General features: G+C 44.9%; 10 protein-coding genes. 1 reads left to right on the top strand and 9 read right to left on the bottom strand.

Translation table 11 applies throughout. From position 1 onward, the window contains the following. The 9 genes from DUN60_RS11410 to DUN60_RS11370 all read right to left on the bottom strand — a co-directional run bounded on the left by DUN60_RS11410 (nt 1) and on the right by DUN60_RS11370 (nt 14,290). On the bottom strand, nt 1-1,722 hold the full coding sequence (locus DUN60_RS11410) for a glycoside hydrolase family 9 protein (RefSeq protein WP_114633985.1): 1,722 nt from the start codon (nt 1,720-1,722) through the stop codon (nt 1-3). 97 nt (nt 1,723-1,819) lie between these two features. Beyond that, on the bottom strand, nt 1,820-2,815 hold the full coding sequence (locus tag DUN60_RS11405) for an ABC transporter ATP-binding protein (protein ID WP_017080764.1): 996 nt from the start codon (nt 2,813-2,815) through the stop codon (nt 1,820-1,822). Nucleotides 2,816-2,902: 87 nt separating this feature from the next. After that, nucleotides 2,903-3,886, bottom strand: coding sequence for an ABC transporter ATP-binding protein (locus tag DUN60_RS11400; protein WP_004734530.1), 984 nt, complete (start codon nt 3,884-3,886; stop codon nt 2,903-2,905). 2 nt (nt 3,887-3,888) lie between these two features. Next, complete coding sequence (locus tag DUN60_RS11395) at nt 3,889-4,914, bottom strand: ABC transporter permease (RefSeq protein WP_004734531.1); 1,026 nt, start codon at nt 4,912-4,914, stop codon at nt 3,889-3,891. Nucleotides 4,915-4,916: 2 nt separating this feature from the next. Continuing rightward, a complete protein-coding gene (locus DUN60_RS11390; RefSeq protein ID WP_004734532.1) occupies nt 4,917-5,903 on the bottom strand; it encodes an ABC transporter permease in 987 nt (328 codons plus the stop codon). 169 nt (nt 5,904-6,072) lie between these two features. Next, nucleotides 6,073-7,755 carry an ABC transporter substrate-binding protein gene (locus DUN60_RS11385; RefSeq protein WP_004734533.1) on the bottom strand — a complete coding sequence of 561 codons (1,683 nt, stop codon included), beginning with the start codon at nt 7,753-7,755 and terminating at the stop codon, nt 6,073-6,075. 710 nt (nt 7,756-8,465) lie between these two features. Then, the gene (locus DUN60_RS11380) at nt 8,466-11,855 is read right to left on the bottom strand and encodes a response regulator (protein WP_114633984.1); all 3,390 of its coding nucleotides are present in this window, start codon (nt 11,853-11,855) and stop codon (nt 8,466-8,468) included. A 216-nt stretch (nt 11,856-12,071) separates the two neighbouring features. Beyond that, nucleotides 12,072-13,094 carry a 16S rRNA (guanine(1207)-N(2))-methyltransferase RsmC gene (gene rsmC, locus DUN60_RS11375; protein ID WP_054547510.1) on the bottom strand — a complete coding sequence of 341 codons (1,023 nt, stop codon included), beginning with the start codon at nt 13,092-13,094 and terminating at the stop codon, nt 12,072-12,074. A gap of 110 nt (nt 13,095-13,204) precedes the next feature. Continuing rightward, the gene (locus tag DUN60_RS11370) at nt 13,205-14,290 is read right to left on the bottom strand and encodes an AI-2E family transporter (protein WP_004734536.1); all 1,086 of its coding nucleotides are present in this window, start codon (nt 14,288-14,290) and stop codon (nt 13,205-13,207) included. 76 nt (nt 14,291-14,366) lie between these two features. Between DUN60_RS11370 and DUN60_RS24895 the strand changes: the two genes are divergently transcribed. Then, nucleotides 14,367-14,492, top strand: a complete 126-nt coding sequence (locus DUN60_RS24895; RefSeq protein ID WP_004734537.1) for a hypothetical protein — start codon at nt 14,367-14,369, stop codon at nt 14,490-14,492. Nucleotides 14,493-14,497: the final 5 nt, after the last annotated feature.

The following is a 14,497-nucleotide window of genomic DNA, read 5'->3' as shown; positions in this document are numbered from 1 at the left end:
TTATTGCTCCTTACTTTGTGCTAGGAAGTTGAATTGCGAAGCCGTTGCCAATAGGAACCAAGCGCCGTGAGGGATCCATTGTTCACCCCAGCGCCAGTTTTGAAGCATGTCGTCTTTCTGTGCTGGTGGGTTGAATGCGATGTCTTGCTCGTCTTCGAAACCAGCCGTGATGCCGTTGCAGACACCACCTTTTGCATTGAAGAAACCAAGCTGTGGTAGGTAATCTGGGTTGTTATGGCCGTGACCATCGAGCATACACATATGGTATGGGTTGAGACCTAAAATCCAATCAAGGCTGTTTTGCGAAAGTTGAATTAGGCGCTTCTGAAGGTCTACATCCTTAATGTGTGGTTGAACTAAGTACGCCATGGTGGCGAGTGAACCAAGGCGAGCATTTTCACCTTGCCACCAGTAACCAGTTTCGTTCTGTTGAGCGACGAAGAAGGCATCACGCTTATCACCATCGACAGACTTAACGTATTGTCTTGGGTAGCCAAATGGGTTGATGACTTTGTCGGTAATGTTGATTTCGAACTGGCAAGCTTGCTCAACAGCTGTACGAGCCTGTTCTTTTAATTCAGCATTGGTTTCGTTGGCGATGTATTCGCATAGCGCAATCACAGGAAGGCCAGCTTCTGCTGCATGAAAGTATGGGCGAGAGCCATCAGAATTTGCAGACCAGAAGTGTTCAAATGAATTATCTGACTGTTGGCGAGAGATTAAACGAGTCGCCCAAGTTCTTGCTTCTGATAGATATTGAGAATCTTGTGTCACTCGGTACAACTCATTGGCAGCGAGTAGGGCACAATACTCATCGATGATGTTCTCTTCGCCATCGTTTAGGTATTGAAGGTTGTGTTCTTTAAGATGCCAATAGCCTTTCACAGCTGTATCAAGATAGGTTTGGCTAGAGTAACTACCAGAGGTTTCAAGCTCAGATGCAGCAGCCAGTGCTGCAATAGCAACGCCTGCACCTTGTCGGAAGCCCGCCTGTAAGTCCGTTGATTTATGACCCTCTTGAGTGGCATAACCGCATATGTCGCGCTGATTGATATCTTTGCTCCATTTGTCGAATACCGTCATATAGAAGTATCCGTCTGCGTCTTGCATACGCACTAAAAAGTCGGTACCGAACAGAGCCTCTTCCGTTAGACGAGTCATGGAGAATTTTGGGAAGTCTGGGTTATGGCTAGTCAAGCGTACGCTTTTTAGCATGTTCCAAACGACCATTGGAATTTGTTGTGGGTTGAGGTAATTGCCATAAGATAGGTGGCTAAAGTACTTGCTTACGTCACCCGATGCGTCGTACCAACCGCCATGGACATTGACGTATCTGTCAGTGCCCAGAATTTGTGCCTGTTGATCTTTCTTGTCGAAAGTACCGCCGCAACGTTGAGACTTAAAGTAATGAAGCACATCAGAAAACGTGTGGTTCATTAATAGGTTGCTACCAATCTCGAAGACTTCTGAACGCAGATTGTCAAAGCGCACGTAGTAGCGACCAGGTTCAGCGAATGAACTGAAATCGATGGTGAAGAATTGCCCTTGATGCCAATTGGCTACGTAGCCTTGTTTAGCCACATCAAAATTTCCGACAGTCATATGATTGTCTGCACAGACGAGTAAAGCCGTAGTGCTCGATAGACGAGCTTTCTTTGTTTGTAAGATAGCTTGCTTTGGGCCTGTGGATTCATAGCCAATATGGTTGGTCAATAACAGCATCAATATTCTCCGACAGTCCTAGTTTCTATTGGCTAGGTACTTGAATTTTTTGGACATAAATAGTTAGGGCCCGCAGACCCTAACTTGGTTTTATTGCTTAGCTTTCGTGTAGGTAACAACGTACAAAGTGGTTATCAGCTAACTGTGTAACCCCAGGCAGCTGTTCTTTACACTTGTCCATCGCGTGAGTACAACGGCCTGCAAATGGGCAACCTGCTGATACTGGTGTCCAAAGTGGGATCTCCCCTTTGTTACCTGCTAGTTGGTCGTGGATCGATTTCTTAGGATCTGGAACTGCCGAAACCAATAGCTGAGTGTAAGGGTGTTGAGGGTTAGCAATAACGTCATCGGTATCGCCCCATTCCACCATGTGTCCAACGTACATTACGGAAAGATCTTCAGCGATGTAACGAGCCGTTGCGATGTCGTGAGTGATGTAAAGTAGAGACATTTGCTTCTCAAATTTCATCTCTTCCATTAGGTTCAAGACACCTGCTCGAATCGATACATCAAGCATTGAGGTTGGCTCATCGGCGAGAACCACTTCCGCACCTACCGCGATGTTACGTGCAAGGTTGACACGTTGACGCTGGCCACCTGAGAGTTGGTGAGGGTACTTTTCTGCCGTCGCTTGCGGTGGTACTAACCCCACTTGCTCTAGAAGATCGTATACACGTTCCTGTAACTCTTTCTTGTTGCCCGGAGATACTTTTTTGTGGATCAACAAAGGGCGAGCGATGTGGTGGAAGATATTGTGTGTTGGGTTCAGTGAACCAAACGGGTCTTGCCATACCATCTGCACACCTTCACGGTAGTGCATGAGATCTTTTCTGCTTGAGATCTCTTGGATATCGCGACCTTTGTATTCGATCGTACCGCCCGAAGGCGCGTACATTTTTGCGATCATTTTTGCTGTTGTTGATTTGCCTGAACCAGACTCACCAACTACCGCTAGGCCACGGCTTTTGTACATCTTGAATGACACGTCGTTAATCGCACGCATCATTGGGGTTTGAATGGTGGTACTGCTTATTGGGAAGTCTTTTACGACATTCTTGCCTTCTACCAATAATTGACCGAAATCTTTGCTCATAATTGTCTCCAGAATCCTTGTTCGCTTTGCTTGCTTTTCGACGGTCGAGCCGCCTTATTCGTTATCCACGCTGATTCAGCGTGCAAGCTATAGCTTTCTTTGTACTATTGGGTCACCGTACAGGTGGCAGTTAGACAAGTGTCCCGGGTCGATAGAGCGCAGCTTGGTTGGCACCTTAGTACAAGCTTCATGTACACGGTCACATCGAGCTTGGAAACGACACCCTTCAGGAATCTCTAAGAGGTTCAGAGGGTTGCCCGGAATACCCGCTAGTTTTGTCTTTGGCCCTGTTAGTGGAGGGAAAGAACTACCCAACCCTTTGGTGTAAGGGTGGTAAGGGTTTTCTAGAATATCTTGAGAGTTCGCGACCTCGATAAGCTCACCTGAGTACATGATGCCGATACGGTCAGAGAACTCGACCATCAATGACAAGTCATGGGTGATGAACAGAATTGAGAAACCAAACTCTTCTTTTAGTGCATAGATCTTTTGTAGAATTTCGCGTTGAACAACCACATCAAGCGCGGTCGTTGGCTCATCCATAATGATCAGCTTTGGATTCAATGCTAAAGCGATAGCAATAACTAAGCGTTGACGCATGCCGCCAGAGAATTGGTGAGGGTAGTCACTCAATCGGCTCGGGTGAATATCGACAATTTCAAGTAGACCTTCAGCACGTTGCTTAGCTTGTTCACGAGTCATGTTGGTGTGATGCATAATCACATCACAGAACTGTTCTTCCATTGGAAGTACAGGATTGAGTGCGTTCATTGCACTCTGGAATACCATCGACATCTCGCTCCATCGGAACGCTTGCATACGTTCGTCACTGTATTCAAGGATGTTCTCACCATTGAAGATGACTTCACCACCACTGATGTAAGCGGGCGGCTTATGAAGACGCATAAGAGAGAAAGCAACGGTTGATTTACCACAGCCAGATTCACCAGCTAAGCCGAAGACTTCACCCGGAGCGATGTCAAAACTTACGTTATTACACGCGCGAACATCGCCAGACTCTGTGATGTAATCCACGCATAAGTTACGGATTGAAATTAGTGGTTCAGACATGATTATTTATCTCCGCTCCAAAGTGCATTTTGTGGTGGTAGTTCTGGTTCACGTTCTTCTTTATCTTGAGCCGCTAGTTTTTTCCAACGCTTCATGCCTTTGTGAGAACGCAGTTGCGGGTTGGCAATTTCATCGACCGCGAAGTTAAGTAGAGCGAGGCCAGTTACAAGTAGTGTCAATGCGATACAAGGAGCCAACAGTTCCCACCAAGCGCCAATCAGCATTGATGAAGAGGTTTGAACGTTGTAAAGCATGATGCCCCAGCTGATTGTGTTCGGGTCACCAAGACCTAGGAACGAAATCGTAGCTTCCATCATGATTGCGTACATCACCGAACCGATGAAGCTCGCGCCAACGATAGAGATAAGGTTTGGAAGAATCTCTACGAAGATGATACGGAATGAAGATTCACCCAAAACTTCAGCGGCTTTTACAAACTCTTTTTCACGCAGTGCTAACGTTTGGGAACGAACAACACGCGCGCCCCAAGCCCAGGACATAAAGCCGATAACTAAGGTTATGGTGAGTGGCCCAGCCTCACCGATAAAGGCTGCAACTACGAACAGTAATGGGTATTGAGGAATAACCAGCATGATGTTCATTGCGGCTGTCAAAATGTCATCGACACGGCCGCCAAAGTAGCCCGCGGAAACACCGATAACCGTTGCTAGTAAACATACGGTAAGGCCCGCACCAAAACCTACAGCCAGAGATACACGTGCGCCGTATACCACTTGTGACCAAACGTCACGCCCCATACGAGTTGTCCCTAGTACGTGGTCTGCCTTCTTAGACATGATAAGTGTGCGACGGTCGTCTGCTAGGTTTTGAGCAACCCAGCCGTCAGGGTTCGTTTGTGCAGACTTTACGACGAAGCCAGGGTACTCGTGTGGGTTACCTGTACGCTTGTCTGGTACATGTTTGGTGATCAATGGAGCCGCAATAGCACCAAGAATAAAAATACTTAGGATAATGACACCGGTTAGGGCCATCGGATTGCGCCAAATGAGTTTTAGAATGTCTTTCATGATTATTTACCACCCTTACGAAGACGAGGGTCAAGAACAACGTAAAGCATGTCTGCAACTAGGTTAAAGAACAGCATGAATAGCGTCATGATAAGCAGTTGGCCTTGCAATACTTGGTAGTCACGAGCGTTAATTGCGTTGAAAAGTACGCTACCAAGACCTGGGTAGTTAAAGATGATTTCGATAATTAACTGACCGCCGATTGCCATACCTAGAGACATCGAAAGCGCCGTCACACTTGGCAGCATCGCGTTACGAGCTGCGTAATTGAATACCACTCGGTTTTCGCTAAGGCCTTTGCCTTTCGCCATGGTGATGTAGTCTTCTGCGAGTAGGTTGATCATGTTGTTACGCATGTTTACTAGGAAGCCGCCAATTTGAACAACCGAAGCACATACCAGAGGTAAGAAAGCGTGGTAAGCAACGTCTTTGATGAATGCCCAACTTGTCCAGTCAGGTATCGTACCAGCGGTATAGGCGTAGCCAGTTGGGAACCACTTCAAACCAATTGCGAAGGTAAATAGCGCAAGCATGGCAATAACAACTTGAGGAACGGCTTGTAGAATAAGCATCCCTGGAGTAACAAAGGCATCGTATTTACTGCCACGTTTCCACGCTGCAAAAATACCTAGGATTGAGCCAATCGAGAAAGAAAGAATAACGGCAGTGCCTGCTAAGAATAGCGACCAACCGAATGCGCCACCTAACAGTGTATTTACTGAAAGTGGGTAGAATTGAATTGATGTACCAAGCTCCCAGCTTAGAATGTTCTTCATGTATGCGCCGTATTGAACCAGTAAGCCGCCATCAACGAAGCCTAATAGTTCTTTCATTGCCGCAATACGCTCAGGAGTAACTTGAACAGAAGCGTTCGCAAACATCATGGTAACTGGGTCACCAGGCATTGCTCTTGGAATAATAAAGTTTAACGTCGCTGCAACTAATAGCGCGACAAAATAAAATGACAAACGTCTTAAAAAATAACCCATAACTCACACCTTACTCACCCAGATTGTTTCCCTGTTTCTGGATTCAGGTCGCTCCTAGCGAAATTTGGAACGAAAAATCCCCTGACGACTAGCGCCATACTTTCAATTGATAGTGTGGGGATTTTTATAAGCGGCGTAAGAAGTTACGCCGCAAAGATTGAACGATTACTTATTTAACTGGTTTTAGGTCCAGTACATGAAGTAGACGCTCTGGAATACCAGCCCAAATGTTTGGACGGCCTTTTGGATTTTCTTCGTTCCACCAACCAGTGAAGCGAGTCGTGTTGTATTGGTACATGTAAGCACCAGACATCACTGGGATTGTCACTTGGTCTGCAGCGATGATTTGCTGGATACCGTGTGCAATATCTAGCTGCTCGTTCTTGTCAGCTGTTTTGTAGAAGCTGTTTAGAAGACCATCTAGCTTGTCGTTTTGGTAGAAGTGCATCGCGAAACGAGGCATACCATCACCAGATTGAAGTGATGAGTTGTAAGCACTGTTCCAGTACGTGTATGGATCCGCACCGTGGAAGTAGTTTGTGTATGCTACGTCGTATGTACCTTCAAGCATTGCTTGGTTGTAAACAGAGAAGTCAGGTGTACGAGCTTTCGCTTTAATACCGATTTCGTTTAGCTGTTCTACCGCTAGTTGAACTGTGTTGTTGAAGTCAGTCCAGCCGTTTGGCGATTGAATCATTAGTTCGAAAGACTTGCCTGATGGAGTGTCAACAAAACCATCTTTGTTTACATCTTTGAAGCCAGCGTCAGCAAGAAGCTTCTTCGCGCCTTCAGCGTTGTAAGTGTTGAAGCCCTTGTACTTGTCGTGAGTTTTTTCATCAGACCAAGCTTCAAATGCGTAGCCAAGACCCGATGCGAAATCGTTCACAGTACCGCCACCGTAGAATGCGATATCGATGATAGTTTGACGGTCAAGAGCCATAGAGAAAGCACGACGGAATTCAACGTTGCTCAATGCTTCATGCTTCGCAGCATCTGGGTGCTTGAAGTTAACGATGAATGCCTGTGTACCTGCTGGCGGGTACCAGTAGTGGTGTTTAGGGCTAGCTGCAGCGTATGTACGATCGATATCTGGAACGAAAGAAGACGTCCAGTCCATTTCACTGTTTACAACTTTACCTAGGAACTGGTCGTTGTTCGCAATTTGTGGAACACGTAGACAGTCAACATCTAGGTTGTCTGCATCCCAGTAGTTCGGGTTAGCACACTGGATGTATAGCTGAGCTGTAAACGTATCGATTTCTGTAAACGGACCAGAACCTACTGGGTTCTCATTGGTAAACGTTGATGGATCTTTCACGTCTTTCCAGATGTGCTTAGGTACTACTGGTACTTTAGCAATCTCGTAAGGTACGTTCGAGTTAGCTTCTGTTAGGCTGAACTTAACTTGGTAGTCGTTCAGTTTTTCTACAGAAGTTACCCAAGAGTTGATGCCAGATTGGTCAAGCTCTGGTTTCTCTTTTACAAGGTTGAAAGAAAAAACAACATCATCAGCAGAGAAAGTTTCTCCGTCAGACCATTTAACACCCTTACGAATGTCGAAAACTACGCTCATCAGATCATCTGACATTGTGAAGTTTTCAGCTAGACGGAACACTGGAGTGTTACCGTGCATTTCGTTAAATACTACTAGCGGCTCATAAAGGAAGTCGGTTGTAGTATGTAGGTTGGTAGCACCAAGGTACGGGTTAAAGTTACGTACGAATGTAGTGTACTCTTTCGGGTGAATAGTCAACTCACTGCGTTCTGCAGCTGTTGCTACTGATGCAAAACCTGTTGTAGCAGTTGCAATAATTGCTGTTGCTATTGCTGTTTTTTTTATATTGGCAAGCATAGCTGTTCCTTACTATTTGCTTTCATTTCACTAATGGATTGAATGTTATCTGTCGCTAAATTGTTTAGTAGATACACACTCTAGTTAAAGGCCTACCTCTTCTTCATTGCTCCAGATTTATCGTTGATTCTGAGAAGTGGTAAGAGTGGCCTGTAGGCCTTTGGCAGGAGTAAGAAAACACCTTATCGATGAATTAATCAAACTCGTTTCCCGTCAAAAACGTTAAAAAGACACAATCCCACGTCATTAACGTCAAAATGGGGTGCTTTGATGGTTTTTTGTGCGTAATTGTTAAGGTGATGTGACTCGCATTTGGTTTTGCTGTGTTGGTTAATTGTAAGTGGTTACTAACTGTATAGGCTTTTTACTATAAAGCCTTAGCCTGGAATGGTGTAATTGTAGATCTTGGTCACTTGCCGATTTTACGTTAAATTTCCCTAGAAAATTAAATCTGCCGTTCTGTTGTGACTCGCTTCTCAAACTGCAACAAAGAGTCAGAGGAATGTGAAATTCAGCCAAGAAAAAGCTTCCAAAGAGTGATTGAACTGATGATTGTTTAAGCTTGAGTAACGTGTCACTTTGCTTGTTTAATACAGTGAAATAAGTGTATCTGAATAGACGTTATTGTGCTTTGTTCGTGAATGATACTCATAAAAAAGCCCACGCTAGGTGGGCTCCATTATTTACAGTATCGTGATATTTCTTCAGGGTTAGCTGGTCAGTAGTTTCTGCAGTTTATCTCTTAGCATCTCGATATGAGTTCTTTCTGGTGTTTGTTCTTTACAGTGCTCAAGTATGAATTCGATAGAGCTCAGTACCGTTCGCCAGCGAGGTGTTTTCGGTAGAGTTTCTACTCGTAGGTATTTGTCTAGCGTTCTAGTTTGTAGGGTACTGCGGTCTAAGTAGACTCGCCATAAGCCACTCTTTTCTGCGAAAGCAAACTTGGTCTCCCCAGTAACAGACTCCCAGTAGATAATGGCATTGGTCATGACATCGACTAGTACTTCACGCATCAGCTCTTGTTTGTTTTTACCTTCACCGGTTGCCTTATCTGCAAGGCGAGTAAATTCACCGCCAAGCTCCTTCAGTTGTTGAAGCTTATCTTTGTCACCTTCAAAGGCGTAGCTTGAAAGTGCCTCAACCGCTGTTTCAAGGTTATTGACTCGGTTTGAGTTAACTCCACCACCGACATTGAAGATATACATGGTGTCGAGCCCTGAGCCTTCAGGTAGCTTAAGGATATCACTTGGAATGCGCTGACGTGTGTCGTCTATATAGATATCAATATCACCACAGTAGTGAGCTTGTTCCACCTTCAGGTATTTAGGCGCGATGATCTCGTCGGCCATTGAGCGCTTGAGTTGTTCTTGCCCGCGTCTAAACAGCTTAGCAGCCGCTTCGTTGGCAAAGCGAATGCGTTGGTCTTCTCGAATACAGATGATGGCTTCTGGTGCTGACTCTAATTGTTCTAGCAAGCGTCCTTGAGTTTCTAGTAAGTTCGCTTCAACCATAGCTCGGTGTTTGAGCTCCAGTTGCAGCTGGTCATTCTCAAGGCGTCTTTGTTCAGCCTTACTTGCCGATAAGTGCGCTGTGATTCGAGCCGCCAGTTCCTGTTTGTTAAACGGCTTGGACAAGTAATCGTTGGCACCTGCTTCAAAGCCACGAACACGGTCTTCTGCTTGATTAAGAGCTGTGAGCATGATGATTGGCAATTGTGCATGATCGTATTGCTTACGCAGTGCTTCACAAACCTGATAGCCGCTCATACCTGGCATCATAATGTCGAGCAGAAGTAATTCTGGTTTCTCTTTCTCAATCAGTTCAATCGTTTCTGGGCCGTCACATGCGGTGCGAACTCGATAACCTTCCAATTTCAAGAAGCTGTCTAGCACGCGTAGGTTTACCGGCTCATCATCAGCAATTACTAACAACGGGCCATTCGGGTCTTCACTGATAGCGCTGTTTTCTTGCTGAGTGTTATCAATCAAATCAGGCGCTTGGAAGTGTGAGTAGCTCCCTGATTCATTGTAACTATCCAATTCGTCTTGAGTAGCTAAAGGTAATGTAAAGCTGAATGTAGTGCCAAGCATAGGTTGGCTACTTACGTACAGTGAGCCACCCATTAGCTCAATCAGCTGACGACTAATGGACAATCCAAGTCCAGCACCTTGGCGATAGTTACTTGAGTCTTGTCCTGCTTGAATCAGTGGTTCAAAGATGTGTTCTAGGTACTCTGCTGGGATACCTTGGCCGGTATCGACAACTTGAACTCGAATATTGTCGTCGATAACACTCGCTGAGATAACAATCTTACCTTCGGATGTGTACTTGATAGCATTGCCGACCAAGTTATACATTACTTGTTCAAGGCGTTGTGGATCAGATGAGACTAAACCTAAGTCACTTGGCACTTGGTTAATAATACGGATCGGTTTGTTGCCTAACAGGTGATGAGATAACTCAAGCACTAAGCTGGTGGCAGCAGATAAATCAACAGCAGACTTCTTAATATCCAAGCTGCCATAGCGCATCTTGTGATAATCAAGCAGGTCATCAACCAGTGTAGCCAACCTCTGACCACTATTGATGATGATATCCAATTGGTACTTCTGGTTGGCAGGAATAGGGCCGTTAGCACCAGATATTAGCGCTTCAGCGATACCAACCATGCCATGCAATGGCGTTCTCAATTCATGTGAGGTGGTGGCTAAGAATTCATCTTTAAGTTTGTTCGCCAGTTGTAACTCTTCGTTTTGCTTTTGAATGGTCTTAAGGTTGTCCTCAAGCTCACCGTTTTGGCTCTTGATGAGTTGCATTTTTTCACGGATCGATCGCTGCATTCTTTCGAAGCTAACCGCGAGTCGACCTATCTCATCTTTGCGTTCGGTATTGATCATGGTTTCATCAAGATCACCAGCAGAGACTTTCTCGGCAGCCCATGTGAGCTTGAGGAGAGGGGAAGTGATGAAATTGGACAGATAATGCGATGCAACAAACACAAGAATGATCGCCGTTAGCATCACGATCACGAAGATCTTCTCTAACTGATGAATACGGGCAAACGCCTCTTTTTCTGGCAGCTCTACGACAAGAGCCCATGTTGCGTATTTCAGCTCAATTGGGGTATATGCTGCGATGATCGCTTGATCTTGAGTGTTGTTGAACGTACCAACGGCTGTTTCGCCAGCCAATGCTTTGTCGACAACGTCTAAGCTTAAATTAATCGACTCTTGCGAATGGGCGAGGCTGCGTGGCAGGTGATCATCACCCACAAGCAGTGTTTGAATATTTGAACTCTTGTTGAGATCCGCAATCAGCTTAGTAATCCCATTGATTGGCAGCCTAAACATGGCGTAACTGTGCAGGTAGCCTTGTTGAACAATAGGTGCACCTAACCAAGCCGTCTGCTTACCGTTCTCATCTTTAAAGTCAGAAACGATAACCGGCGTATAGTCCTCGTTGGATTTACGTTTGTCTTTTACGTCTTTTGCTAAGCGTTGAAAGGTAACGCCTAGGTTTGAATCTTTGTACTTACCTGTTAGCAAGTTAGTGCCGTAATCATCACGCTTAAAGATTGAGTAAGCGACGTTACCGTTAATGTCGACTAATAGAATGTCATCAAAGTCTGAACGCTTAAGCAATTCCTGATATGAGTTATGGTAGCGCTTGTGAAGCAGTCGATAACGTTCGCTGCCAATAAAGCTACTAGATTCTGGAAGAATCGATGTCTTGATTTGATCGCCAGAGCCTTGAATGTAACGCTGCTGCGCATTACTGCGTGCTTCGTCAATATCTAACCCTAAGCGTTGGAATGCATTGATTAAACCATAGAATCGCCCGCCACTGGCATTGGCAAGTTCTGAGCGAACAAAGCCCATGACTTGGGACTCTTGAGCTTGTAGGTAATCGACAATTTGCTGTTGCTTAGTATCACGGACCGAAACAAGGTGCGAAGTACTTTGTTCCTGAAGATCCTGACTGTGCGACTGGAGGAAAAATATCGCGATAAGTGTCACTGGGGTAATACTGAGGACAAGAAATGCCAGCATTAGGGTATTTTGAAGGCGCTTAAACTTCTGCTTACGATAGAATCTAAACATAAATTGGGTACTACTTTCCTTTGATGTACTGCTAAAAGGGGTGAAAACAAGTACAGAGAATAGAATTAACGGGTTCCAATTTAACGAAATTAACGAGTTTTTTTACTTTGACAAGTAAGTGGTATTTAAAGCGTGTGCAAAAGCTCATTTTTATAGAGTTTTGACAAAAATATGAACAGACAGCGCAGATAATGACCCTGCGCTGTGCTAGATAGGCTATTTGTTTGCGTGGTAGATCGCGAATTTAGTGGTCTTATTTAGAGTCGCGCATTTTCCAAACGCTTGTTCAATAATTGGAACGTATTTTAAGAAACTGTTCGCAACAATAATCATCTCGCCAGAACGCTTCAAATGCTTAGGAGCCTGAGCAAGTAAGGTCTCAGTCGCGCTGTAGCTTGTATCCAAACCAGAATGGAATGGTGGATTACTGATGATGAATTGGTAGTCTTTTGACGTGTCAGAATAGACATCTGAAGCAAACACATGACCTGTCAAACCATTCGCTTGCAAGGTGGCTTGACTCGACGCTACTGCGAAAGCGCTAATATCACACATTTCCAGCTCGATATCAGGGTTGCGAGATGCCATTACCGCGCCTAATACACCTGCACCACAACCGAAATCCAGTACCTTACCTTTCAGCTTTGGCAGAGTATCAAGTAGCAGTTGGCTACCTACATCAAATTGGCCGTGACTAAACACACCTGGAAGGCTTTTTACCGTCAGTGACTGCTCATCAATGTTAACCGTATAGGTTTTAAACCAGTCTTGCAGATTGAAGGCTTGTGGTTGCTCGAAGCATTGACCCCAGTAGAAAGAGCAACGACGTGCCGAATCATATTTCACGACTTTACCGTAAGGAGCAAACATCTTCTCGATGCTTTTCACGCCTGAACGGTTCTCACCAACCACAACGATTTCGGTATCTTTACCTAGCTTGGCAAATAACATCGCCAACAGAAATTCCGCTTCTGCTTTAGCCTTTGGCCAGTACAGCATCACTAAGTCGGCTTTGGTTTCTTCGGTAAACTCCGCACCATAAAAACGTTGGATGGTGTTGCAGCCTTCTAATTGACGGTAGTAGCTGTAATTAGAGGTAAACACGGTGACTGATTCACAATGTTTCGCTAATTCAACAGGGAATAAGTCTTCTGCCTCACCTGCAACTAAAACATGTTTGCCTTCAAAGTAGGCGAGTTGGCGTTGAGCAATCTGGCTTGGGGCAATATAAGCTGACATAGGACACTCTATTGAATCGTTAGCAAAAAATGAGGGCGGATTTTCGCATAATCCGCCCAAAGCTTGAAGTGTTTAATACGGGTTCGCCAATCAAGTTGACGTCAAGTTCGTTAACTCTTGTCTTGCTGGTTTAAAAAGTCTTTAAACTCTTCATCGTAGATGTTGAATAGGACAATGGTAATCGCAAAGATTAGCGGGCCGTAGATAAGACCAATTAGGCCAAACAATTGAATACCACCTAACAGTGAGAAGAAGATCATCAAGGTATTCATGCCTGCACTGCCTTGCATCAGCAACGGACGAAGCAGATTATCAATCGAACCAACAATCGCTACACAGTAAACCGTTAGGAAAATAGCCCACGTTGTATCGCCTGTTAGGAACAAGTAGGTCGCCGCAGGGATCCAGATTAGAGCGGTCCCCACAACTGGGATGAAAGAGGCAAAGCCCATCATGGTGCCCCAGAATAGGCCTGGGAAACCGGCAATCCACATACCTAAACCGCCCGCAAAACCTTGTGCTATTGCGGTTAAGAATGAACCCATTACAGCTGATTTCGATACTTGCTCAATCTCGGTTAGCAATTTGTCTTCTTGGCTACGAGATAAAGGCAAAATATGACGAACAACGCTGATGATTTTGTCGTGATCTCTTAATAAGAAGAACAGAACAAACAGCATCAAGAAGAAATCCATCAAGAAATTGGTCGCATCACCAAGGATTTTTGCACTGATACCAACCAGTTTTGAGCCAAAGCTGGTCGCAAATTCACCGACTTTCTGTGCGATGGCTTGAGGCTCAATGTTGTCGAAAGGCAAGTAGTTATTCACAAATGACAGCGCTTTGACCACTAATGGGTGTGCAAAAAGAGTCTGAATACCGCCGTGGGTCACCCATTGGTAGGTGTTCTGAGAGAACAGAGAACCTTGCTGAACAATTGCTGCGAATACTGCCAATAAAGGGATAACAATAATGAAAGTCAGAATCACACAAGACAGCAGAGAGACGATATTTTCTTTATTCGGGAGCTTTTTTTCAAGCCACTCATGGATTGGGAACATCAATAGTGAAATGATAAAGGCCATCACGATTGAGTTGACGTACGGCTCTATAAGCAAGTAACAAGCATAAGCCGCCGCAAGTAGGGCGATGATGATCACCCAGTGGCTGGTATTGATTTTGAGTTTTTCTGACACGTTAATGGTCTCTATATTTGCGTTCTGAGTTTATAATGGCTGCAAAACAGAGAGTTAGCAATGAGGAGTTTTGATAATGGGATGCTGTAATAAAGATAAGAAATGCCAAGATGAAGAACAGCAAACAAAAAAAGAGATCCCTTGGTTCAGAATGTTCCTTGGCACCTTGATGTTGTTGGTTTTTCTTTTCTGGGAACGTTAGTCGCT

The organism is Vibrio splendidus (assembly GCF_003345295.1).
GTDB classification, from domain to species: domain Bacteria; phylum Pseudomonadota; class Gammaproteobacteria; order Enterobacterales; family Vibrionaceae; genus Vibrio; species Vibrio splendidus_K.
Note: the sequence above shows the minus strand (reverse complement) of the source record. Positions and strands in the feature narration are given on the sequence as shown.

What these genes read in the sequence shown, in the direction of transcription:
- DUN60_RS11410 (WP_114633985.1), bottom strand. Translation starts at nt 1,722, where the DNA reads ATGCTGTTATTGACCAACCATATTGGCTATGAATCCACAGGCCCAAAG.
- DUN60_RS11405 (WP_017080764.1), bottom strand. Translation starts at nt 2,815, where the DNA reads ATGAGCAAAGATTTCGGTCAATTATTGGTAGAAGGCAAGAATGTCGTA.
- DUN60_RS11390 (WP_004734532.1), bottom strand. Translation starts at nt 5,903, where the DNA reads ATGGGTTATTTTTTAAGACGTTTGTCATTTTATTTTGTCGCGCTATTA.
- DUN60_RS11380 (WP_114633984.1), bottom strand. Translation starts at nt 11,855, where the DNA reads ATGTTTAGATTCTATCGTAAGCAGAAGTTTAAGCGCCTTCAAAATACC.
- DUN60_RS24895 (WP_004734537.1), top strand. Translation starts at nt 14,367, where the DNA reads ATGGGATGCTGTAATAAAGATAAGAAATGCCAAGATGAAGAACAGCAA.
- rsmC (WP_054547510.1), bottom strand. Translation starts at nt 13,094, where the DNA reads ATGTCAGCTTATATTGCCCCAAGCCAGATTGCTCAACGCCAACTCGCC.
- DUN60_RS11385 (WP_004734533.1), bottom strand. Translation starts at nt 7,755, where the DNA reads ATGCTTGCCAATATAAAAAAAACAGCAATAGCAACAGCAATTATTGCA.
- DUN60_RS11400 (WP_004734530.1), bottom strand. Translation starts at nt 3,886, where the DNA reads ATGTCTGAACCACTAATTTCAATCCGTAACTTATGCGTGGATTACATC.
- DUN60_RS11395 (WP_004734531.1), bottom strand. Translation starts at nt 4,914, where the DNA reads ATGAAAGACATTCTAAAACTCATTTGGCGCAATCCGATGGCCCTAACC.